Genomic DNA, 21,345 nt, shown 5'->3' with positions numbered 1-21,345 from the left:
CCCCGGACTGCCGCGTCGGTCGTACACTTCGCGCGTGGACCTTTTCAGCACCCCTGTGCTCGTTTACGACCAGCCGCCGGAGATGTTCTCGGTCGAGGCGAAGTACACCATCTGGAACCCGCAGGGCCAGCCGGTCGCCAATGTCGCGGAACAGGGCGTGAACGGAGCCCAGAAGGCCTGGCGGGTCCTCAACCAGCGCCGCAACGACCAGGCCAAGCGCGACCTCCTGGTGACCAGGCCCGACGGCATGCCCTATTTCTGGGTGAACAAGCCGTACTCCTACGTCGGCACACCGAAGATCGACGTCGTCACGCCGCAGGGGCAGTTGATCGGCCATCTCCGTAAGCGGGCCCTGCAGGGCTACGAGATGCTCGACGCGTACGAGCGCCAGATCGGCTACTTCGACCATCTGAGCTCCCAGGTGACCGACTGGCAGAACGTCCAGATCGCGACCTTCCGGCGGGCCGGAGGCGTGGGCGACTACATCTCGCAGATGTTCAGCGGCGCCGACCGCTACGTGCTGCAGCTCAACTTCCAGCTCCCCGAGCCGATCCGCACGCTGACGCTGGCCTGCCCGCTCGCCTACGACACCACCCGGTCCTCCAATCGTGGGATGGGCGGCTTCCTGGGCATCTGAGGGGTCCTGTCCGGGGGCCGCTTTCTCACAGCGGCTCGCCGGACTCCAGGAGCGACTTGAGGCTGGCGATGACGTGCGGCCAGCCGTTGCTCACGTCCGGGAGTACGGCGCTGTCGGGATCGAAGCCGTCATGGGTCACGGTGAGCTTCACCGTCGCCCCGGTCGGCTCCAGCTCGAACGTGACCTTCGACCGGGGTTCGGCGGCCAGTGCGGCCAGGGCGTCCGCGGACTTGCCGGCGTACTCCGCCCACTCGGGCGTGAAGGTGTGCCAGGTGTAGGACAGCCGCCGGTACGGCTCGCTGACCAGCACCACCTGCTCCGGATCGGTCGTCTCGAACCCGCCCTCGCGCCAGGTCATCGGCGCGCCCGCCGACCAATCCGTACCGAACTCGACGCCCCAGTAGCGCTTGGTGAACACCGGATCGGTGAGCGCCTGCCAGAGCTGTTCGGGCGTGGTCCTGATGTAGGTGACGTAGACGAACTCGGGCCTGCTCATCAGGCGGTCCTCCAGTGAGGTCTTCAGGTCGGCGAGCGCGCGCACCCGCTCGCGGTCGTACCGGCTGATCCAGCGTTCGGTGATCTCGTTGATGGGCGCGGCGTTGAGGTGGTGCAGCTTCTCCCGGCCGTGCCAGGCGGTCGTCACGAGGCCGGCGGCCTCCAGCACGGCGAGGTGCTTGGCGACGGCCTGCCGGGTCATGCCGGACTCGGCGCACAACTCCCGCAGGCTCTGCCCGCCCCGCGTGTTGAGGCTGTCGAGCAGGCGCCGGCGTGTGGCGTCGGCGAGCGCCTTGAAGACCGCGTCCATTCCCATCCCTCGAACAAAGGCAACCTTTCGGTTGCGGTAAATTTAGGCAACTGGAAGGTTGCATGTCAAGGCGACTCGGTGCGGCCCGCCTGGACGGCCAGTTCCTTGCAGATCCCGACGAGGCCGAGTTCGAACCGGTGCGTGAGCCCAGGGCGGCCGGTGAGGTCGTCGGCCACGGCCACCAGGTCGGGGTAGCGGTCGGCGGGCAGGCCGCGGAGGAACTCGTTGACCTGGGTCAGGCGTGCCTGGTTGGCGGCGCCCTTGCCGAAGGCCACCTCCTGGCCGGCGAAACCGACGACGTAGAACATCAGGAGCAGGTAGCCGTAGCCGGAGAGGCGGTCGTCGAAGCCGGCCCGGCGCAGGACGCCGATGACGTGGTCGGCCAGCCGCAGCCCGTTCGGGCCGAACGGTATCCGCCCGGGCAGCAGCCTGACCATCGAGGGATGCGCCAGGAGGACCTGGCGCAGTTCGAGCCCGATGGCGACCAGTCGATCCATCCAGTCGCGGCCGTCATCCTCTGTCAACGCGCACCGGCCGATGACGGTGTCGATCAGCAGCTCGAAGAGCTCGTCCTTGCTGCGCACGTGCCAGTACAGCGACGGGGACTTGACGTCGAGCGCGACGGCCAGCTTGCGCATGCTGAACGCGTCGAACCCCTGCTCGAACCCGCCGACGACGGCGTGCACCTGGCGGTCAACCGGCTGACGTTGCGGCAGATCCTGCTCAGCGGCGTGCGGGACGCCGTCGTCTTCGGCAGGCGGCTGACCCGCCACACCACGGCGGCCGACGGCCGCGTCACCGCGCACTTCGCCGACGGCACCCGGGTGACCGGGGACGTCCTCGTGGCCGCCGACGGCGTGAACTCCGCCGTGCGCCGCCAGTACCTGCCGCATGCCCGCGTGGTGGACACCGGGCTACGCCAGTTCTACGGCAAGGTGCCGCTGGACGAGCGGACCCGGCACCTGTTCCTCCCGGAGATGCACGCCGTGTTCACCCCGATCGTCGGGCCGAACAAGAACTACGTCGGCGTCGCGCCGGTGGAGTACCCCGAACCGGTGACGCGGGCCGTCACCCGTCTGGCCCCCGGCGTACGGCTGACCGACACCACCGACTACATGACGTGCTCGTTCGGTTCGCGCCCCGAGTTCCTGCCGTGTACGGACGAGGAGCTGCACGCCATGTCCGGCGAACGGCTGCGGGCGATGACCCTGCGAATGATCGAAGGCTGGCATCCCCGGGTCCGCCGGATCATCGAGCACTGGCTATCCGGCACGGTCTTCCCGCTGACGCTGCGCACCAGCGTGCCGATCGACCCGTGGCCCACGACCAATGTCACTCTGCTCGGGGACGCGATCCACGCGATGAGCCCGGCCGCGGGCGTCGGCGCCAACACCGCCCTGCGCGACGCCGCCGGCCTCGCCACCGCGCTCGGCCGGATCGCCCACGGCGAACCGCTCATCCCGGCGCTGGCCGCGTACGAGGCGGAAATGATCGCCTATGGCTTCGCCGCGGTGCGTACCTCCGCGGCCAACGGTCACCGCATGCTCGGCCAGGACCCCCTGCCCGCCTAGTTTCCGGCGGAAATCCGAAGGACCATGACAACCGATCGGCGGGCGGAAGGGGTTCATGGGGGTGTAGGGACAACGAGAGGGGACCTTTGATGACCGACCGCAGACGCCGCCGGGCGACGAGAGTGCTGGTGAGTGCCGGAGCGGCCGCCGCCGTCATCGCGGGAGTGTGGGCGGGCGGCACCGCCATCGCCGCGAGCGCCCACCACGGGCCGTCGATCACCCGGGTGGCCGACGACGCGCCGGCGGCGAGGCCCCGGCGCACCGAGTCGCGCCCGCCGGCTCCCGTGCCTTCCGACATCCGCACTCCCGTTCCCACGCCGACCGCTCCCGGTAGCCGTCCGCCCACTCCCGTACCGAGCATTCCGGACAGCCGCCCGCCCACACCCGTGCCGAGCGCTCCTGCCAGCCGTACGCCGGAGCCCCGGCCGTGCACGCCGGTGCCCACGCCGACCCGCGCCACCCGCCCGACGCCGCGTCCGGTGCCGACCCCGTGCGCCGTGCCGACGCGTCCCGGACTGGGCTAGGTGGCACGCTGTCGAGCCTGAACGATGACGACGCCCGCGGAGGCGACGGCGGCGAGCTCACCTTCGACGAGTTCGTGGCCGCCTCCGCGGGCCGGCTGCTGCGCACCGCGGTCTTCCTGGTCTACGACCGCCATCTGGCCGAGGACCTCCTGCAGACGACGTACGAGCGGGTCGCCCGCCGCTGGACGCGGGTCCGGCGCGGCGGCCGGCCGGAGGCGTACGCGCGGACCGTGCTGGTCAACCTCGCCATCGACGACCGCAAGCGCCGCAAGAGACGGTCCGACGTGCCGGTGGGCGGCGCGGAGGACGTGGACCGGCTCGCGGACGCGCGGCGGGCGTACGACGACGGGGGAACGACGCTGGACGACGTCCTGGTACGGCTGCCCGTCAAGCAGCGGGCCGTGATGGTGCTGCGCTACTGGTGCGGGCTGAACGAACACGAGATCGCCGAAGCCCTCGGCGTCTCACGAGGAACGGTCAAGAGCCACACGGCACGGGCGATGCTCGCGCTGAGGCGCGAACTGGCGGAGGAGGGCTCGCGGCATGCGTGACGACCTCGAGGACCTGCTCACCGAGCACTATCGGCGCGCCGCCGAGGACATCGAACCGGACGCCGGGCTGATCGACCGCTGTCGCGGCGCCGCGCGTACGGGGTGGGCGTTCCCGGCCCGGTGGGGACCGCTCGTGGCCGCGGCGGCGGTGGCGCTGGCCGTGCTGACGGGGTGGCTGCTGTGGCCGGACCGGCGTCCGGCATCGGTGCCGCCGCCGGTCTCACCGGTCAGGTCGGCTCCGCCGGCGTCGCCGAGCGGCGGCGTGCCGGTCACGCCACGGCCGACGCCGACCGGCGTGCGGCCGCCGCAGGCGCGCAGCCCGGCGGATCGGACACCGACCCCGCGGCCGACCCCGCGGTCGGTGAGCCCGTCACCGCCACGCTCGGCGATGCCGCCCGTACCGTCGGCGTCCCCGCGCTGAGCCGGGCGCGCACCGCGGAGTCAGATCTCCTCGTCGGCGAGGACGGCGTCGGCGTCGACGATGCGGTAGGCGTAGCCCTGCTCGGCGAGGAAGCGCTGCCGGTGGGCGGCGTAGTCCTGGTCGAGGGTGTCGCGGGCGACCACGGAGTAGAAGCGCGCGCCCTTGCCGGACGACTTCGGGCGCAGCACCCGGCCGAGGCGCTGGGCCTCCTCCTGGCGTGACCCGAACGTCCCCGACACCTGGACGGCGACGGCCGCCTCGGGCAGGTCGATGGAGAAGTTGGCCACCTTCGAGACGATCAGCACCGAGATCTCGCCGGACCGGAAGGCGTCGAACAGCCGCTCGCGCTCCTTGATCTTCGTCTCGCCCTTGATCACCGGGGCGTCCAGGCGTTCGCCGAGCTCGTCGAGCTGGTCGATGTACTGGCCGATGACCAGGGTCTGCTCGCCCCGGTGGCGGTCGACCAGGGCCTGCACGACCGACGACTTGGTCGGCGTCGTCGCGCAGAAGCGGTAGCGGTCCTCCTGTTCGGCCGTGGCGTACGCGAGCCGCTCGGACTCGGTCAGGGTCACGCGCACCTCGACGCAGTCCGCCGGGGCGATCCAGCCCTGCGCCTCCATCTCCTTCCACGGAGCGTCGTACCGCTTGGGGCCGATGAGGGAGAACACATCGCCCTCGCGGCCGTCCTCGCGCACGAGCGTGGCGGTCAGGCCCAGCCGGCGGCGGGTCTGCAGGTCGGCGGTCATCCGGAAGATCGGTGCCGGCAGCAGGTGGACCTCGTCGTACAGGACCAGGCCCCAGTCGCGGGCGTCGAACAGCTCCAGGTGCGTGTAGACGCCCTTCCGCCGGGTCGTCATGACCTGGTACGTCGCGATGGTGACGGGCCGGATCTGCTTCTTGGTGCCGGTGTACTCGCCGATCTCCTCCTCGGTCAGCGAGGTGCGGCGCAGCAGCTCCTGCTTCCACTGGTGCGCCGAGACGGTGTTGGTGACGAGGATCAGCGTGGTCGCCGACGCGTGCGCCATCGCGGCCGCGCCGACGATCGTCTTGCCGGCGCCACAGGGCAGGACGACCACTCCCGAGCCGCCGTGCCAGAACGAGTCGGCCGCCTCGCGCTGGTAGCCGCGCAGGCCCCAGCCGTCCTCGACCAGGGAGATCGGGTGCGCCTCGCCGTCGACGTAGCCGGCGAGGTCCTCGGCCGGCCAGCCGAGCTTCAACAGCGCCTGCTTGAGCGTGCCGCGCTCGCTCGGGTGCACCGCCACGCTGTCGTCGTCCACGCGCGGGCCGAACATCGCCTGGAGCTTCTTGGCGCGGAGCACCTCCTCCAGCACCGCCCGGTCGGAGGAGGAGAGGACCAGCCCGTACGTCGGGTGCTTCTCCAGCCGCAGCCGGCCGTACCGGCCCATCGTGTCGGCGATGTCCACGAGAAGGGCGTGCGGGACCGGGTAGCGCGCGAAGCTGATCAGCGCGTCGATCACCTGCTCGGCGTCGTGTCCGGCGGCACGAGCGTTCCACAGCGCCAGCGGCGTGATCCGGTAGGTGTGGACGTGCTCGGGCGCGCGTTCGAGCTCGGCGAACGGGGCGATCGCCTTACGGCACTCGGCCGCCGCGTCGTGGTCGACCTCGAGCAGCAGTGTCTTGTCGGACTGGACGATGAGCGGGCCGTCGGTCACGGGATGCCTTTCGGGAGCCAGGGGTCACAGTCTCCAACAGCCGGAGCCCCCTCGCTGCTTCCCGCGCGGATTCGTCAGGGAGTGGTGGTGGAGTTATCGGAGAACTCCCCGATCGCGAAGAGGGCGATGAGGAGCCCGATGCACAGGAGGACGTTGACCGCGCAGCAGACCCAGGCGGCGATGGTCAGCTTGCGGGCGGCCGCCGGGTCGGAGTCCTTCTTGCTCATCGCGATCGCCGCCATGATCACGGCGGGGATCCACAGCACGCCGCCGCAGCAGAGGAAGCCCTCGATGATGCTGACCACCAGCGCGGCGACGGCCGAGCCGTTGCTCCGCTGAGCGGTGCCCGGACCGTAGGGACCGTATCCGTGCGGGTCGTACTGGGCCTGGCCGTACCAGCCGTTGCCGTACGGATCCTGTCCGTAGGGCTGCTGACCGTACGGGTCCTGTCCGTAGCCCTGCTGGCCGTACGCGTTCTGCCCGTACGCGTCGCGCCAGTCCGGCTGCCCCTGGGGGTCCTGCCACGTCATGGTGACTCTCCTGGATATCGGCCCATATCAGCCCATCGGTAGGACGCACGAGAACCGTGTCCGGTTCTCCGGAGCGGTCAGCCGGCGCCGTCCACGTCGGCGACTCCGGTGATGCGGTGGAGCGCGAACCGGTGCACGGCGGCGCGGGTCGCGTCGTACGCGGTGAGGAAGCCGCCCTCGATGCGCGCGGGTTCGATGATGCGGCTGGACGCCTGGCCCTGCTGGTCGAGGTAGCCGATCCACACGCGCCCGCCGCGGTCGGTCGCCTCGCGCAGGCGCTGGACCATCGCCGCCGCCGGTGAGCGGGGCGGCGAGCCGTTCGGGGCCGCGACGCGGGCGGCCTCGTCGCCCGCCCGCAGCGCGCGTACCGCCGCGGTGATCACCGAGCCGTCGGGACCGGAGCCGAAGACGGACTGGTGCGCCGGTTCGTACGCGCCGTGCCCGGCGGTGTCGGCGCGCTGGGAGTCGAGCCGGGTGATCACGACGGAGCCCTCGGGCGACTCGGCCACCGGGGCGTACCCGAGGACGCGGAGCCCGTCGAGGAGCTCGGAGCGGGGAACGCGGGAGGCGAGCACGGTCGGGGCGAGCCGGTGCAGCCGCAGCTGTTCGGCGCGCCGGTCGGCCATGATCTCCTCCAGTACGGCAGGGTCGTCGCTGCGGACGTAGGCCGACGCGATGCCGACGCGCAGCCGCCCGTGCCGGCGGGCGACGTCCTCGATCAGGTAGCTCAGCGGCTGCGGCAGGGCGGTCGTCGAGTGCCGCGTGAGCAGCTCGATCAGCTCCGAAGCGCCGCGCCCGGCGTCGAGCGCGCGGCGTACGGACTCGGGCGTGAAGCGGTAGACGGTGGCTCCGCCGGTCGACTCGACGTCGGCGGCGAGCGCCAGCTCACGGGCGAGGTCGGCCACCAGCGGCCCGGGGGCGACGGCGGTCAGGTCGGCCTGGATCATCACGTGGTCGACGGGCGTGGGCAGGACCGCGCGCAGGGCCGCCTCGGCGTCGCCGCCGGCGAGCAGCACCCGCGTGTGCTGGGCCAGTGCCCGGAACCCCGTCACTCCCAGCGCCTCCGCCTCGCGGAGCGTCCATCCGACGAGCCGCTCGCGCAGCACGCCGCCGCGGCGCGGCTGGTGCCAGGCGAGGTTGGCGTAGACGCCCTCGGTGGCCGGCGCGGTGCCGGCCGGGGCGTCGGCGAGCGCCTCGAGCGTCGCGCGCCGCACCTGCGGCGCGCTGGCCCGGATCGCCTCGTCGGACAGCGCGTTGATCAGGCGGTCGCGTTCGTCGCGCTCGCCCGCGAGGCCGGGAACGCGGTCCATGCGCAGCCAGGCGCCCGCGACCGTGACCCAGCGGCGCTCGGTGTCGTGCAGCCGCCACAGGTCGTACGCCGGGGTGGGCAGCCACACGGCGTCTCCGCCGCGGCTGCCCATGCCGGAACCGTCGTAGTCGCCGCTGCGCGCCAGCAGGCCGGCGGCGTACGCGACCTCGACCAGCAGCGCCGTCGTCCACTCGGGCAGGTCCAGGTGCGTGGCCGTGGCCCGCAGGTCGCGGATGCCGAGCCCGCCGCTGCGCAGCACGCCCGGCGGGTCGACGCCCCAGCGTTCGAGCAGGTCCTCGATGGTGCGGACGGTGGTGAAGGCCTGGCCGCCCGCGGTGCTGTCCACCAGCTTCCGCTCGCGCACGGTGCCGCCGAGCGGCGGCGGGGCGGTCTCCAGGTCGCGGAAGACCCGGCCGCCACGGAGGAAGAGGCCCACCTCGCGGGGGAGCGTCACCGTACGGTCGTCGGTGGCGGCGAGCAGCCCGCGGGCGAGAAGCCGCTCGATCGGGGAGTTCGCGCTGGCGAGCGTGACGGGGCGGCGGGCACCCTCGACCTTGCCGATCGGCGGCCCCCAGGCGAGCCGGTCGAGCGCGGCGCGCGCCTCGGGGCCGGCGTCCGCGACCAGGGGGCCGATCCGCTCGCAGATCGCCTGCACCGAGCCGAGGCCGAGGTCGTCCAGCAGCGCGGTCATGCGGTCGGACGGGTAGGACGCGAAGGCCTCTTTGGCGGGCGGGCCGAGGCCGGCCGGGTGCGGCACCGCGCCACGGGCGCCGGGCGCGACCCGCAGCTCGTCGTCGTCGCCCCACACGAGGGCGAGCGAACGCAATCGGCCGAGCGCGCCGCGCACGTCCGCGCCGACGGCGGCGGCCAGGTCCTCGTAGGTCGTGGGGGAGGGCAGCACGAGCAGCGCCTCGAACACGCTCAGCGCCAGCCGGTCGAGGCGGTCGAGGGCACGGGACAGGGCGGAAGGGGCCGAGGCGCGGGAGGACAGCGCCGTGATGTCCGAGGGCACCGGAGTGATCAGCTCGGGACGGCACGCGAACAGCGCGCGCAACTCGTCGTCGTCGCGCGCCCGCAGCCAGTCCGCGTAGGTCTCCGTGCTCACCCCACAACGGTAATCCGGGTCCGGACCCACGCGAGCCGTAGCGTCGTTTCTCGCGCGGCGGTCAGACGGCCTGGGCGGGCTGGCCGGCGAGGCCGAGGGCGAGGGTGGCCCAGCCGTTGATGAAGCGTTCTTCGTCGACGCGCTGGGGAGGTTCGTGCAGGGCGTCGCTGGCGAGCCAGTAGTTGACGATGGAGCCGCCGAGGGCCAGGCCGATCGCGTCCCAGTCGGCCTCGACGCCGGCCATCTCCGGCTGGCCGGCCAGCCACTTGCCGATCATGTCGTAGAGCGGGTTGACGATGCCCTCCCTCATCTCGGCGATGAGGTTGGGGAACTTGTCGAGGTCGCGGAAGAGCACCCGGATGAGGTCGGCCTCCTCGCGCATCTTGCCCATGCCGAGGGTCGCGGCCAGCCGCAGCCGGTCGATCAGCGGCCGGGCCCGTACGTCGTCGGCGTGCTGGAAGGTCGCGGAGACCTGCTTGGAGGTGCGAGTGATGTGCTCGCGCACCGCCGCCGCGAGGACCTCCTCCTTGGAGCGGAAGTGGCGGTAGAGACCACCGGCGCCCGGGGACAGGCCCGACGCCGCCTCGATCTCGGCCACGGACGTCGCGGCGTAACCGCGTTCGGCGAACAGCCGGAGCGCCTCGGAAACGATCCGCTCGCGCGTGGATCTCTGCATGTGTGCTCCTCCCCGAAAAGCGTAGGCCATGAAAGCGCTCACTGACATCGGAGAAGCCGTACGACGCTCTGGTGGCAAGCGGGCAGATGCGGTGAAATACACGAGGAGGTGGGTCCATGTCCCGTCCCTCATACAGCCACGGAACCTCCGACCTTCCACTGCTCGGAGAGACCATCGGGCAGAACCTACGGCGCGTCGCGTCCGTCATTCCCCACCGCGAGGCGCTCGTCGACGTGCCGAGCGGCCGGCGCTGGACGTACGAGGAGTTCGACGAGGAGGTCGCCACCCTCGCCCGCGGCCTGATCGCCGCCGGGATCGAGAAGGGAGACCGCGTCGGCATCTGGTCGCCGAACAATCCGGAGTGGGTGCTGCTGCAGTACGCCACCGCGGAGATCGGCGCCATCCTGGTCAACGTCAACCCGGCGTACCGCACGCACGAGCTGACCTACGCGCTCCGGCAGTCGGGCGTGAAGCTGCTGGTCAGCGCCGTTTCGTACAAGACGAGCGACTATCGGGGGATGGTCGAGGAGGTGCGTTCCGGCCTGCCGTCGCTGGAGCGGGTGATCTACCTCGGCACCGAGGAGTGGGAGGCGCTGCCGACCGCGGGCGCCGCGCTGGACCCCGAGCGGCTCGACGCCCGGATGGCGGGCCTGTCGCCCGACGATCCCATCAACATTCAGTACACCTCGGGCACCACGGGCTTCCCCAAGGGCGCGACGCTGTCGCACCACAACATCCTCAACAACGGCTTCTTCATCGGCGAGCTGTGCCGCTACACGGAGATCGACCGGGTCTGCGTGCCGGTGCCCTTCTACCACTGCTTCGGCATGGTCCTCGGCAACCTGGCGATCACCACGCACGGCGCGTGCATCGTCATCCCGGCGCCGGTCTTCGACCCGAAGGCGACGCTCGACGCCGTGCAGGCCGAGCGCTGCACCTCGCTGTACGGGGTGCCGACGATGTTCATCGCCGAGCTGGCGCTGCCGGAGTTCTCCTCCTACGACCTCACGTCGCTGCGCACCGGCATCATGGCGGGCTCTCCCTGCCCGGTGGAGGTGATGAGGCGCGTCGTCGCCGAGATGCACATGCGGGAGGTGACGATCTGCTACGGCATGACCGAGACGTCACCGGTCTCCGCCCAGACCCGGTACGACGAGGAGCTGGAGCGCCGGGTCTCCACCGTCGGCCGCGTGCACCCGCACATCGAGGTGAAGATCGTCGACCCGGCGACGGGCCTGACCGTGCCGCGCGGGGCACCGGGAGAGCTGTGCACCCGCGGGTACTCCGTGATGCTGGGGTACTGGGCGGACCCCGAGCGGACCGCCGAGGTCATCGACGCCGCCCGCTGGATGCACACCGGCGACCTCGCGACCATGGACGAGGCCGGCTACGTCAACATCGTCGGCCGGATCAAGGACATGGTGATCCGCGGCGGGGAGAACCTGTACCCGCGCGAGATCGAGGAGTTCCTGTACGGCCATCCGGACATCGAGGACGTCCAGGTCATCGGCGTTCCGGACGTCAAGTACGGCGAGGAGCTGTGCGCCTGGGTGAAGAAACGGCCGGGCTCGACGCTGACCGCGGAGGACGTACGGGACTTCTGCCGGGGAAAGCTGGCCCACCACAAGATCCCCCGGTACGTCCGCTTCGCCGACGACTTCCCGATGACGGTCACCGGAAAGATCCAGAAATACAAGATGCGCGAGACGTCGATCGAGGAACTGGGTCTGAAGGATCTGGAAGCCAGGAAATTCGCCTGATCACGAATACCGGCCGAGCGGTTCGGCGGCCGCCGGGTCAGTGACGGCGGCCGGCCGGCGGGTCGTGCTCGGCGGTGACGTCTGTGGTGGTCTTCGAGCCGGGGCGGGCCGGGGTGCCGCCGGCGGCGCGGCGGGCGCGGAGCGCACGGACCCGGCCCCGGCTCGCGCACGCCGGTGACGGGCACCAGCGCCGGCGTCCCGGCGGATCGAGGAAGACGCCCCGGCAGTCGTGTTCCGGGCAGCTCTTCAGCGCCAGCCGGTCCGCGCCGGTGAGCTGGTCCACCGCCTGACGGGCGATCCGGGCGAGGGCCTGCGCCGCCGTCGCCGGGGGTTCGCGGCGCAACCGGTCATCCGTGGTCAGCCGGACCGGATCGTCATGCTCGGCGAGGAACGCGGCCAGGTCCGCGACGGCGTCCGCGGGCGGCGGCACCCGGTCGACGGTGGCCAGCGCCAGCGTGCGCAGGGTCTCCCGCAGTTCCCGGACCCGGTCCAGGTCGCCCTGGTCGGGCCGCCGGACCGGGGACAGCTCGCAGTGCTCCAGCCACTCGGCGAGCCGGTCGGGAGTGGGGAGCCGTTCGACCGGCTGCGCGCTGAACCTGCGACCCGTGGTGGCGAGCAGGTTCAGCCAGGTGGCGCCGCAGTCGAAGCGGAAGGCGAGCTTGTCCTCTCTGGCCATGCGGCCACTGTAACGCCTTATCCGTTACGACTGTTATGGTGACGACGTAACGGCTGAGGCGTTACACAACCGAAGGGCGGACATGATGATCAATGCGGCACGGCTGGATCGGGACGAGGGGTACCGCCTGCTGGAGGTGCTCCAGGACGAGGCCACCAGGGAGGGGTTGCGCGGCATCGAGGAGACCGCGCCCGGGTTCACGGACTGGATCGTCACCGCCCTGTTCGGCGGCACGTACCTTCGCGAGGGGCTGTCGCTGCGCGACCGGCAGGTCGCCAACCTGGCGGCTCTCGTCGCGGTCGGCGGCGTCGATCCGCAGCTGGCCGGCCACGTCCGTACCTCGCTGCGGATCGGGATGACGCGCGAGGAGGTGATCGAGGTCTTCGTGCACCTCGCGCCCTACGTCGGCGTGCCCAAGGCGCTGGCCGGGCTCCGGGTCGCCGCGACCACGCTCGCGGAGGTCGGGCCATGAGCGAACTGGTCAGGACGGTGCTGGGGGATATCGCGCCCGGCGAACTCGGCGTCTGCGACGCCCACGACCATCTGTTCATCGGCTCACCGGCGCTGCCCGGACAGGAACTGGACGACGCCGACGCGGCGCTCGCCGAACTGAACGCCTTCGCCGCGCTCGGCGGGCGTGCCGTGGTGCAGTGGACGCCGTGGGGGATGGGCCCGCGAACCGAGGAACTGCCCGGCCTGTCCCGGCGGTCCGGGGTCCACGTCATCGGCGCCACCGGAATGCACCAGGCCAGGCACTACGGTCCCGATGCGCCGGCCGGCGTCCCCGACGACCTGGCCGGACTGTTCGTCCACGAGCTGACCGGCGCTCCGGTGAAGGCCGGACTGATCAAGGTCGCGGGCGCGTACCACCGCCTCGACGACCACGCCCGGCACGTCATGGCCGCCGCCGCCGAGGCGCACCACGCCACCGACGCGCCCATCGGCGTCCACCTGGAGGGCGGAACCGCCGCCATGGACGTACTCGACCTGCTGTGCGGGAGGCACGGGGTCCCTCCGCACCGTGTGATCCTCGGGCACCTGCACCGGTTTCCGGACCCGGGGATCCACCGCGCGGCCGGCGAGGCGGGCGCGTTCCTGGCGTTCGACGGCCCGTCCCGCGTGCACCACGCCACCGACTGGCGCCTGCTGGAGAGCATCGCGGCCCTGGCCGACGCCGGCCACGCCCACCGGATCCTGCTCGGCGCCGACACGGTCACCCCGGCGGCCCGGTCCACCGCCGACGGCCCCGGCATGCCGTTCCTGCTCGGCGGCCTGCGCCCGCGGATCGAACGGGAACTCGGCGCCGCGCTGGCAACCGCGATCTTCGTCGAGAACCCGTCTCGCGCCTTCGCCGCACGATGGCGGCCCTGACGCGCGACCGGCCTCTCAGCGGATGCGGCGGATGAGGGCCGCCGCCACGCGGCCCGCGATGAGGTACACCACGGCGGCGATTCCGTAGTTGACGAGGACGCCCACACGTTCGTCCTTGGGCACGAACATGTCGCGGAATCGCCACGCGAACCAGTCCGCCCAGTCGTTCACCGTTCGGACGATCGAGTTGTCGCGATTCGCGGAGAACACCACGAACGCGATGTGCAGGGCGAGAAGCACGCAAATGATCATCGCCAGGATCCGGACGAGGTCGGCCGCCCTGCCGGACACGCGGCGCACGCCCGTACGCAGGGATTCGGCGTCCCGGGCGCGGTGCCCAGGCTCCCGGCGCGTGGCGGTCGCGGCGTCCGTCGGGGCCGCAGGATCCGGCCTCCCGGACGCGCCGGGCTCCTCCGCTTCGGTCTTAGTCGTCTTTTCTGACTCTTCCCGCCTTTTCGCCATATGCATTTCCTACTCGGGGGAGCGATCTGTCGGTGACGTGGTTTGGACGATCGGCACTGGGTATATCCGCATCGCGTTAACCGTTGTTTCGGGCTCGTTCTAATGCGAGTTCCGCCGGTGACGAAATCCATAGATCCAGATTTCGCGCAGACTCCGCGCCCTCCCACTCGGATCCCGTCGCATCGCCACTGCCGGGAGGGCGCGGGCACGCGGTCCCCGAGGCCGTACGTACCCTGGGGCCTGTGATCTCCGTGGGCTTCGACCTCGACCTGACTCTCGCCGACACGCGGAAGGGTATCGCCGCGACCTTCGTCGCGCTCTCCGAGCGGACCGGCGTGCCCATCGACACCGCCGCCGTCGTCTCCCGGCTCGGACCGCCGCTGGAGACCGAGCTGGCGAACTGGTTCCCCGCCGAGCGCGTGACCGAGATGGCCGCGATCTACCGAGGCTTCTACGGCGACATCGCGGTGCCCGCGACGGTGACCATGCCCGGCGCCGCGGAGGCCGTGGAGGCGGTCAAGGCGCGGGGGGGACGCGTCATCGTGGTCACCGCCAAGAGCCAGGTGCACGCCGAGGCGACCGTACGGGCCCTCGGGCTGAACGTGGACGAGGTGGCGGGGGCACTGTTCAGTACCGCCAAGGGGACGGCACTGAGCCGTTTCGGCGCGACCGTGTATGTGGGCGACCACGTCGGCGACGTCGACGCCGCGCGGGCGGCCGGGGCGCGCAGTGTGGCCGTCGCCACCGGACCGTACGACGCGGAGGCGCTTCTGGCGTACGGAGCCGATATCGTGTTGCCCGATTTGCGGGTTTTCCCGGAGACTTTGACCGAACTGATCAACCCAGGCCCCTCGTCGAGGCAATAACCTTGATATGGCCTGTCCGGACAAGAGCTAGCAACGAGGTCACCTGTGCCCAGTGGCAAGGTCAAGTGGTACAACGCCGACAAGGGGTTCGGCTTTCTCACTCGCGACGACGGCGGTGAGGTCTTCGTGCATTCCTCCGCGCTGCCCGCGGGGGTCGACTCGCTCAAACCCGGTCAGCGCGTGGAGTTCGGGGTCGTCGAGGGCCGCAAGGGTCAGCAGGCGCTGAGCGTACGCACCATCGACGCGCCGCCCTCGGTCGTCAAGTCCAAGCGCAAGAAGCCCGACGAGATGGTGATCCTCGTCGAGGACCTCATCAAGCTGCTCGAGGGCGTCTCCACCACCTACCGCCGGGGCAAGCACCCGGACGGCAAGATGGCCAAGAAGATCGGCGAGGTGCTGCGCGCGGTCGCCGACGACTTCGACCAGCAGTAGGCGGGCCCGGCTCAGGCCGCGGTGTCGGCCACGGTCGGCTCGCCCTCCGTACGGCCGCGGCGGCGTGCGGCGCGGCGGGCCGCCCGCCGGTAGACGAGCATGACCAGCGTGGCGGCCAGGGCGGCGGCGACGATCGCCAGGGCGATGTGGCCGTTCGAGGCGATGATCGACATGCCGAGGCCGGCCAGCCCGCCGAGCACCCAGACGAGCTGGTGGATCGTCTCCGACACGGCGAACGTGGAGGAACGGACCTCCTCGCCGATCTCGCGCTGCACGATCGCGTCGAGGCTGAGCTTGCCGAGCGACTGGCCGAGCGCGCCCACGAACGCGACCGCGAGCGCCGCCACGAGGCCGAAGAACACCGCGCACACGGCGGCCGTCGCCGTCGCGAACGCGAGCGTGCTGAGCACGATGCCCACCGGTGCGCGCGCCTTGAGCAGCGCGCCCATGGCCGTGCCGACGAGCCCGCCGGCTCCGGCCGCGGCGGCCAGCATGCCGAGCGCGATGTTCGGCGAGACCGGGTGGACGAACTCCTTGGTGCGCAGCAGGAACGCCAGGTAGAGGATCAGGAAGCCCGACAGCGCCCGCAGCGCGGCGTTGGCGCGGATCGCCTCGCCGACGACCGGGCCGACGCGCAGCAGCGTCCGCCAGCGGCCGGATGTGTCCGTACGCGCCGGCGGGGGCGCGTCGTCCCGGTCGGGCTCCTGGCCGGGGCCGGGCTCGGCCTCGGGGGTGTCGACGTGCGCGGGCAGCCGGATGCCGAGGACCGCGCCGGCGAGGAACACGACCGTCGCGATGCGCAGCGCCCAGCCCGCGTTGGTGACCGCGACCAGCCCGGCGCCGAGCGGCGCGGCGATCGACGCGGCGACGAGGCCGCAGAAGGACGCGCGGGCGTTGGCCGTTACGAGACTGAGATCTTCCGGCAGCACGCGCGGCGTCACGGCGCTCCGGGAGACCCCGAAGGCCTTGGACAGCACCAGCGCGCCGAACGCGGCGGGCAGCAGGGTCAGCGGGTCCTTGTGCAGGACGGCGCCGGCCATGCCCCAGCACAGCAGGCCGCGGGCGAGCATGGTGCCGGCGATGGCGATGCGCCGCGCGTGGCGCATGTGGTCGAGCGCGGGTCCGATGAGCGGCGCCACCAGCGCGAACGGGGCCATCGTGACCAGCAGATACAGCGCCACCTGTCCCTGCGCCTGCTTGACGTCGAGGTTGAAGAACATGGTCCCCGCGAGGGCCACCGCGATCAGCGCGTCTCCGGCGCTGTTGACCGCGCCCAGCTCGATCAGGTTGCCCAGACCCGTCCGGCCGGCGCCGCCGGCGTGGGTGGCGCGGCGTGTCGTGCGCCCGATGCTCCGGGTCATCGTGCGCACCGCCCGTCCGGCGTCTCCCGCCCGTGACCGCAAACTCATGACGTAAGTCTGCCTCTTCGGGGCAAACCCATGCCCCTGTATGGGCGACAATCGTTTATGTGAGTCCAGTGCGTTCCAGCAGCCCGGCCGCCGCGAGGCGGAGCCGTACACCCGCGGTCGACGCGGCCGCGGCAGCAGCCGTCGACCTGGCGCGTGCCGCCGCCGAAGACACCTCGGCCCCGGAGTACGTCGGTGATCACCTTGGTCTGCTACCCGAAGGCGACCGGGTCGTCACCCACTACTTCGTCTGCCTGGACCCGGCGTACCGGGGCTGGCACTGGGCCGTCTCGGTCGTGCGCGCCTCGCGCGCCAAGAACGTCACGGTGAGCGAGAGCGTCCTGCTCCCGGGCGACGACGCCATGCTCTCGCCCGCCTGGGTGCCCTGGAGCGACCGGCTGCGCCCCGGCGACCTGGGTCCGGGCGACCTGCTGCCGACCCAGGCCGACGACGAGCGGCTCGTGCCCGGGTTCACCGACACGTCGGGCAGCTCGGGCGAGACCGACGAGGAGCTGTTCTGGGAGCTCGGCCTCGGCCGCCATCGGGTGCTGTCCGCCGAGGGGCGCGACCAGGCCGCCGCCCGCTGGCACTCCGGTGACGCCGGTCCGGCGACGCCGATGGCCCGCTCGGCCCCGGCGCACTGCGCCACCTGTGGCTTCTTCGTGCCGCTGGCGGGCTCGCTGCGGCAGGGGTTCGGGGTGTGCGCCAACGAGTACGCCCCCGACGACGGCAGGGTCGTCTCCCTCGACCACGGCTGCGGCGCGCACTCGGAGGCCGTCGTGATGCCGGCCGCGGCCGAGTCGGCGCCGCCGATCGTGGACGAGCTGGGGTACGACGTCATGCCCTCCGCGACGCTCACCGACGAAGAGGCCCTGGGCCACAGCTGAGGCCCCGGAGCCCCGACAGTCTCTGCGCCCGTCGCCTTCCGGAGGCGGCGGGCGGCGAAAGGCGCGCGATGGAGGATCCGTACGGCACCGCCGCGATCAGGGCGCGGGTCCTGGCGGCCTGGTCGGCGTCCCCGGCCCGCTTCCGCGAGGACGCGAACACCGAGGAGGACCACGCCCGCGGCGGCTACCGCGACCGCGTGGTGGTGGAGCTGGCCCAGAACGCCGCCGACGCGGCGCTGCGCGCCGGCGTGCCCGGGCGGATCCGGTTCACCCTGCGCGACGGCGTGCTGACGGTCGCGAACACCGGTGCTCCGCTGGACGCCGCCGGCGTCGAGGCGCTGAGCACGCTGCGCGCGTCGGCCAAGCGCGACGAGACCGGGTCGGCGGGCCGCTTCGGCGTCGGCTTCGCGGCCGTCGTCGCGGTGAGCGACGAGCCGTCCATCGCCTCCCGCGGCACCGACGGGGCCGTCCGGGCCGTCGCATGGTCGGCCTCCGGCACCCGCCGGGAGGTCGCGGCCGTCCCCGAGCTGGCGGACGAGCTCGACCGGCGCGGTGGCGCCGTGCCGGTGCTGCGCCTGCCGTGGCCCGGCGACGACACGGAGCTCCCCGAGGGGTACGACAGCGCCGTGCGCCTGCCGCTGCGCGACGCCGCCGCCGAGACCCTCGTACGGCGGCTGCTCGACGAGGCCGGGCCCGCGCTCATGATCGCCCTGCCCGCGCTCACCGAGATCGTCGTCGACGCGGGCGAGCCCCGCACGCTCACCGCGGCCTGGCACCGGGGCGAGGAGCGGCGCGGCGTGACGACCGGCACGGTGACCATCGACGGGCGTACCTGGCACACGGCGGAGGCGCGCGGCACCGCCGACGCGTCCCTGCTCGCCGACCGGCCCGTGGAGGAGCGGGCCGGCTGGCAGGTCCGCTGGGCCGTGCCCGACGGCGACCTTCCCCCGGCAGTGCCGGCCGTGATCCACGCCCCGACCCCCAGCGACGAGCCGCTCGGGCTGCCCGCGCTGCTGCTCGCGACCTTCCCGCTCGCGCCGGACCGGCGGCACGTCGCGCCCGGGCCGCTCACCGACTTCCTCATCGAGCGCGCGGCCGAGATCTATCCGGCGCTGCTGCCGCCGACGGCCCGGCTGCTCGACCTCGTCCCCGGACCGGTCGCCAAGGGCGAGCTGGACGCGCGGCTTCGCCGTGCCGTCCTCGCGCGCCTGCCCGACACCCCGCTGCTGCCCGTGCCCGCACGACCGTCCGAGGGCGGGCGGATCCTCGGCGACGACCCGGCGGAGCTCGCCTTCGTCCCGGCGGATGAGGCCGTCCTCGTCCGCGGCCGGGACACCGTCGTCGTGGACGGGCCCGCGGCGCTGCCCGACGTCCTCGCCGAGGTCGTGCCCGACCTGCTGCCCGCGGACTGGCCGGCGCGGCATCCGGCCCTCGCCGCGCTCGGCGTACGGCGCCTGAGCGTCGCCGACGTGGTCGACGCGCTCGCCGGGTCGGCCGCCGGCGACCCCGGCTGGTGGCGGCGGCTGTACGCCGCGCTGGAAGGCGCCGACCGCGAGGCGCTGACCGGGCTGCCGGTGCCCCTCGCCGACGGCCGCACGGTGCGGGGCCCGCGCGGGCTGCTCGTCACGGACCCACGGGGGCTCGACGCGCTCGGCCTGCGGATCGTGCATCCGGACGCCGCGCACCCGCTGCTGCTCCGGCTCGGCGCGGTGGAGGCCGGGCCGCGCGCGGTCCTGACCGACCCCGCGACCCGCGCGGCGGTGGCCGCCTCGTACGACGAGGAGGACCCCGAGCCGATCTGGACCGCCGTCCTGACGCTCGTCGCCCGCGCCCGCCTGCGGCCCGGCGAGGAGCCGTGGCTGGCCGAGATGGCGCTGCCGGACGAGGACGGCGAGCCGTACCCGGCCGGTGAGCTGTTGCTGCCCGGCGCACCCCTGGCCGCCGTGGTGGCCGACGACGCGCCGTTCGGCGTCGTGGACGCCGGCCTGGTCGAACGCCACGGCGCCGAGACGCTCGAAGCCGCCGGTGTCCTGCGGACCTTCGCGCTCGTACGCGACGAGGACGTCATCGAGCCCGAGCACCACCTCGACGCCGAAGAGGAGTGGGCGGACGAGCTCGGCGAGGGCTTCGTGGTGCCCGAGTTCACCGCGGTGCGCGACCTGGAGTTCGTGGCCGACTGGCCGGGGGCGTTCGCGCTGCTGGCGGAGCCGCCGCTGCGCGCCGCCGTCACCGAGCCCGTACGCGTGATCCTCGCGGACGGGCGGAACGCCACGGTCCCGTCGTACACCGCGTGGTGGCTGCGGCGGCACCCGGTCCTCGACGGGCGGCGGCCCGGCGAGCTGTGCCTGCCCGGCGACCTGGAGGGCCTGTACGACCTGGCGCCGCCGGGCCTGGATCCTGAGCTGCTGCGGGCGCTCGGCGTCCGTACGACGCTCTCCGCGCTGCTCGCCGAACCGGACGGCGCCGCCGAGCTGCTCGACCGGCTGGCCGACCCCGCGCGTACGGTCTCGCGCACGCGGCTGCGCGGCCTGTGGCGCGCGCTGGCCGCTGCGGACCTGGACGTGCCCGCGCCGGCGGAGGTCCGCGCGTTCGTGGACGGCGAGCCGGAGGTGGTGCCGGCCGGCGACGCGATCGTCGTGGACCGGCCCGACCTGCTGCCGCTGCTGGCGGGGCAGCCGCTGCTGTTCGTGCCGGTGGAGGTCGCGGACGCGCTGGAGCTGGCCCTGGGCAGCGAGGAGGTGCCGGGCTCGATCGAGTCGGCGGGCGCACCGCGGCCGGTGCCGGACGTCCTGCGCGCGGTGCTGCCGGAGGCCCCCGAGACATACGTGCTGCACGAGAAGCTCGTGGTCGACGGCGTCGCGGTGCCGTGGTGGTACGACGCGGGCACGGTCCACGCGAGCGACCCGGCGGGCCTGGCCAGGGGCGCGGCGTGGGCGTGCGACCGCTGGAGCGACCGCCTGCTCGCCGAGGCCGCGCTGCGCGACCCGGACGCCCTGCCCACCCTGCTGGCCGAAGCGGAGCTGTAACGGCGGGACGGCCGCGGCCGCGGTACGGCGACCTCACGAGTCGGCGGACGCCTCCAGTGTCGGCAGCCGGTGCTCGTACACCGGCTTGCCCAGCCGCTTGACCGCCAGGACCTCTGCGCGAGTCTGTTCCCCGCCTCCGATACGGATGAGCACGTCGATGCCGTGCACGAACGTGTCGCTCTCGTCTCCCCAGTTGTCGCCGACGATGCGAATCCTGTCGACGGTGGACCACGGGAAGTCGATGGCCTGCCCGCTGGCCACCCCCTCGGCGAGCCAGTGCTCCCCGGCCTCTTCATAAGCGATCTTGGGGATGCCCAATTTCGTCAGCCCGGACACCACCGTCAGATCCTGGTCCGGGTAATCCTTCCTGACGGCTGCGTAGGCCTTTCTCAGGAGCTCTCGTGCCGCATCCTCGTCGAACCGCTGGCCGCTGTAGCCGACGACCCCCACGCGGATGCGCGGCTTTTCACCGCGTTCGAGGATCCTCAATGACGCCTCGGGCGATCTGAAGAGTTGTCGCGTGCAGTCGAGCACTCCCAGGCTGCCTTTGACGAACTGTTGTCCGATCGCCATTCCCGCTCCTCATGGATCTCGTCGCGCCAGTGATCCGGACAGCCGTAGATTCCCACACGACGCGGATAATCGACCCAAGGCACC

General features: G+C 72.5%; 21 protein-coding genes. 11 read left to right on the top strand and 10 right to left on the bottom strand.

All coding sequences use genetic code 11. The annotated features are described in order from the left end of the window. Positions 1-34 precede the first annotated feature (34 nt). Positions 35-637: a hypothetical protein gene (locus tag QSK37_RS14085; RefSeq protein ID WP_285620449.1), complete on the top strand. Its 603-nt coding sequence runs from the start codon at positions 35-37 to the stop codon at positions 635-637. 25 nt (positions 638-662) lie between these two features. Here the strand turns inward: QSK37_RS14085 and QSK37_RS14080 are convergent, their stop codons facing one another. After that, positions 663-1,442: an ArsR/SmtB family transcription factor gene (locus tag QSK37_RS14080; protein ID WP_285620445.1), complete on the bottom strand. Its 780-nt coding sequence runs from the start codon at positions 1,440-1,442 to the stop codon at positions 663-665. 65 nt (positions 1,443-1,507) lie between these two features. After that, positions 1,508-2,128 carry a TetR/AcrR family transcriptional regulator C-terminal domain-containing protein gene (locus tag QSK37_RS14075; RefSeq protein WP_285620443.1) on the bottom strand — a complete coding sequence of 207 codons (621 nt, stop codon included), beginning with the start codon at positions 2,126-2,128 and terminating at the stop codon, positions 1,508-1,510. On the opposite strand from QSK37_RS14075, the gene QSK37_RS14070 reads away from it, so the two are divergent. The 3 genes from QSK37_RS14070 (at position 2,123) to QSK37_RS14060 (ending at position 4,509) form a co-directional block, all read left to right on the top strand. Beyond that, a complete protein-coding gene (locus QSK37_RS14070) occupies positions 2,123-3,013 on the top strand; it encodes an FAD-dependent oxidoreductase (RefSeq protein ID WP_285620441.1) in 891 nt (296 codons plus the stop codon). The two genes, QSK37_RS14075 and QSK37_RS14070, sit on opposite strands and share 6 nt — an antisense overlap. Before the next feature lie 427 nt (positions 3,014-3,440). Next, complete coding sequence (locus QSK37_RS14065) at positions 3,441-4,088, top strand: SigE family RNA polymerase sigma factor (RefSeq protein WP_285620439.1); 648 nt, start codon at positions 3,441-3,443, stop codon at positions 4,086-4,088. Then, positions 4,081-4,509, top strand: a complete 429-nt coding sequence (locus QSK37_RS14060) for a hypothetical protein (RefSeq protein WP_285620436.1) — start codon at positions 4,081-4,083, stop codon at positions 4,507-4,509. The genes QSK37_RS14065 and QSK37_RS14060 overlap by 8 nt, the downstream gene beginning before the upstream one ends. Positions 4,510-4,529: 20 nt before the next feature. On the opposite strand, the gene QSK37_RS14055 is transcribed toward QSK37_RS14060, so the two are convergent. From QSK37_RS14055 to QSK37_RS14040, 4 genes are all read right to left on the bottom strand, one after another. Beyond that, entirely contained in the window at positions 4,530-6,182 is a 1,653-nt protein-coding gene (locus tag QSK37_RS14055; RefSeq protein WP_285620434.1) for a DNA repair helicase XPB, read from the bottom strand. A gap of 74 nt (positions 6,183-6,256) precedes the next feature. Continuing rightward, a complete protein-coding gene (locus QSK37_RS14050) occupies positions 6,257-6,712 on the bottom strand; it encodes a hypothetical protein (RefSeq protein WP_285620432.1) in 456 nt (151 codons plus the stop codon). A gap of 77 nt (positions 6,713-6,789) precedes the next feature. Further along, positions 6,790-9,126 carry a helicase-associated domain-containing protein gene (locus tag QSK37_RS14045; protein WP_285620430.1) on the bottom strand — a complete coding sequence of 779 codons (2,337 nt, stop codon included), beginning with the start codon at positions 9,124-9,126 and terminating at the stop codon, positions 6,790-6,792. A gap of 61 nt (positions 9,127-9,187) precedes the next feature. After that, positions 9,188-9,802, bottom strand: coding sequence for a TetR/AcrR family transcriptional regulator (locus QSK37_RS14040; protein ID WP_285568462.1), 615 nt, complete (start codon positions 9,800-9,802; stop codon positions 9,188-9,190). Positions 9,803-9,918: 116 nt separating this feature from the next. Between QSK37_RS14040 and QSK37_RS14035 the strand changes: the two genes are divergently transcribed. Next, positions 9,919-11,562 carry an AMP-binding protein gene (locus QSK37_RS14035; protein ID WP_285620429.1) on the top strand — a complete coding sequence of 548 codons (1,644 nt, stop codon included), beginning with the start codon at positions 9,919-9,921 and terminating at the stop codon, positions 11,560-11,562. A gap of 37 nt (positions 11,563-11,599) precedes the next feature. On the opposite strand, the gene QSK37_RS14030 is transcribed toward QSK37_RS14035, so the two are convergent. Beyond that, on the bottom strand, positions 11,600-12,238 hold the full coding sequence (locus QSK37_RS14030; RefSeq protein ID WP_285620427.1) for a CGNR zinc finger domain-containing protein: 639 nt from the start codon (positions 12,236-12,238) through the stop codon (positions 11,600-11,602). An 85-nt stretch (positions 12,239-12,323) separates the two neighbouring features. On the opposite strand from QSK37_RS14030, the gene QSK37_RS14025 reads away from it, so the two are divergent. Beyond that, entirely contained in the window at positions 12,324-12,710 is a 387-nt protein-coding gene (locus QSK37_RS14025; protein ID WP_285620426.1) for a carboxymuconolactone decarboxylase family protein, read from the top strand. After that, positions 12,707-13,609: a phosphotriesterase family protein gene (locus QSK37_RS14020; protein ID WP_285620424.1), complete on the top strand. Its 903-nt coding sequence runs from the start codon at positions 12,707-12,709 to the stop codon at positions 13,607-13,609. Before QSK37_RS14025 ends, QSK37_RS14020 begins: the two co-directional genes overlap by 4 nt. A 15-nt stretch (positions 13,610-13,624) precedes the next feature. Here QSK37_RS14020 and QSK37_RS14015 read toward each other — a convergent pair whose 3' ends face one another. Continuing rightward, positions 13,625-13,900: a hypothetical protein gene (locus tag QSK37_RS14015; protein WP_285620422.1), complete on the bottom strand. Its 276-nt coding sequence runs from the start codon at positions 13,898-13,900 to the stop codon at positions 13,625-13,627. A 413-nt stretch (positions 13,901-14,313) separates the two neighbouring features. On the opposite strand from QSK37_RS14015, the gene QSK37_RS14010 reads away from it, so the two are divergent. Together QSK37_RS14010 and QSK37_RS14005 are read left to right on the top strand one after the other, a co-directional pair. Then, positions 14,314-14,937, top strand: coding sequence for an HAD family hydrolase (locus QSK37_RS14010; protein ID WP_285620419.1), 624 nt, complete (start codon positions 14,314-14,316; stop codon positions 14,935-14,937). A gap of 45 nt (positions 14,938-14,982) precedes the next feature. Continuing rightward, positions 14,983-15,369, top strand: coding sequence for a cold-shock protein (locus tag QSK37_RS14005; RefSeq protein WP_285568473.1), 387 nt, complete (start codon positions 14,983-14,985; stop codon positions 15,367-15,369). Between the two features lie 11 nt (positions 15,370-15,380). Here the strand turns inward: QSK37_RS14005 and QSK37_RS14000 are convergent, their stop codons facing one another. Next, entirely contained in the window at positions 15,381-16,778 is a 1,398-nt protein-coding gene (locus tag QSK37_RS14000) for an MFS transporter (RefSeq protein ID WP_285620416.1), read from the bottom strand. A gap of 59 nt (positions 16,779-16,837) precedes the next feature. Between QSK37_RS14000 and QSK37_RS13995 the strand changes: the two genes are divergently transcribed. Together QSK37_RS13995 and QSK37_RS13990 are read left to right on the top strand one after the other, a co-directional pair. Next, positions 16,838-17,662 (top strand): DUF3027 domain-containing protein, encoded by an 825-nt coding sequence (locus QSK37_RS13995; RefSeq protein ID WP_285620412.1) that lies wholly within the window; start codon positions 16,838-16,840, stop codon positions 17,660-17,662. A gap of 68 nt (positions 17,663-17,730) precedes the next feature. Then, positions 17,731-20,688 carry a sacsin N-terminal ATP-binding-like domain-containing protein gene (locus QSK37_RS13990; protein ID WP_285620409.1) on the top strand — a complete coding sequence of 986 codons (2,958 nt, stop codon included), beginning with the start codon at positions 17,731-17,733 and terminating at the stop codon, positions 20,686-20,688. A 33-nt stretch (positions 20,689-20,721) separates the two neighbouring features. On the opposite strand, the gene QSK37_RS13985 is transcribed toward QSK37_RS13990, so the two are convergent. Further along, positions 20,722-21,261, bottom strand: a complete 540-nt coding sequence (locus QSK37_RS13985) for a hypothetical protein (RefSeq protein ID WP_285620407.1) — start codon at positions 21,259-21,261, stop codon at positions 20,722-20,724. Positions 21,262-21,345 lie beyond the last annotated feature (84 nt).

This window comes from Actinoallomurus iriomotensis, assembly GCF_030269445.1.
GTDB lineage: Bacteria > Actinomycetota > Actinomycetes > Streptosporangiales > Streptosporangiaceae > Actinoallomurus > Actinoallomurus iriomotensis.
Note: the sequence above shows the minus strand (reverse complement) of the source record. Positions and strands in the feature narration are given on the sequence as shown.

What these genes read in the sequence shown, in the direction of transcription:
- QSK37_RS14050 (WP_285620432.1), bottom strand. Translation starts at nt 6,712, where the DNA reads ATGACGTGGCAGGACCCCCAGGGGCAGCCGGACTGGCGCGACGCGTAC.
- QSK37_RS13985 (WP_285620407.1), bottom strand. Translation starts at nt 21,261, where the DNA reads ATGGCGATCGGACAACAGTTCGTCAAAGGCAGCCTGGGAGTGCTCGAC.
- QSK37_RS14060 (WP_285620436.1), top strand. Translation starts at nt 4,081, where the DNA reads ATGCGTGACGACCTCGAGGACCTGCTCACCGAGCACTATCGGCGCGCC.
- QSK37_RS14025 (WP_285620426.1), top strand. Translation starts at nt 12,324, where the DNA reads ATGATCAATGCGGCACGGCTGGATCGGGACGAGGGGTACCGCCTGCTG.
- QSK37_RS14040 (WP_285568462.1), bottom strand. Translation starts at nt 9,802, where the DNA reads ATGCAGAGATCCACGCGCGAGCGGATCGTTTCCGAGGCGCTCCGGCTG.
- QSK37_RS14035 (WP_285620429.1), top strand. Translation starts at nt 9,919, where the DNA reads ATGTCCCGTCCCTCATACAGCCACGGAACCTCCGACCTTCCACTGCTC.
- QSK37_RS14000 (WP_285620416.1), bottom strand. Translation starts at nt 16,778, where the DNA reads ATGAGTTTGCGGTCACGGGCGGGAGACGCCGGACGGGCGGTGCGCACG.
- QSK37_RS13990 (WP_285620409.1), top strand. Translation starts at nt 17,731, where the DNA reads ATGGAGGATCCGTACGGCACCGCCGCGATCAGGGCGCGGGTCCTGGCG.
- QSK37_RS14020 (WP_285620424.1), top strand. Translation starts at nt 12,707, where the DNA reads ATGAGCGAACTGGTCAGGACGGTGCTGGGGGATATCGCGCCCGGCGAA.
- QSK37_RS14080 (WP_285620445.1), bottom strand. Translation starts at nt 1,442, where the DNA reads ATGGACGCGGTCTTCAAGGCGCTCGCCGACGCCACACGCCGGCGCCTG.
- QSK37_RS14030 (WP_285620427.1), bottom strand. Translation starts at nt 12,238, where the DNA reads ATGGCCAGAGAGGACAAGCTCGCCTTCCGCTTCGACTGCGGCGCCACC.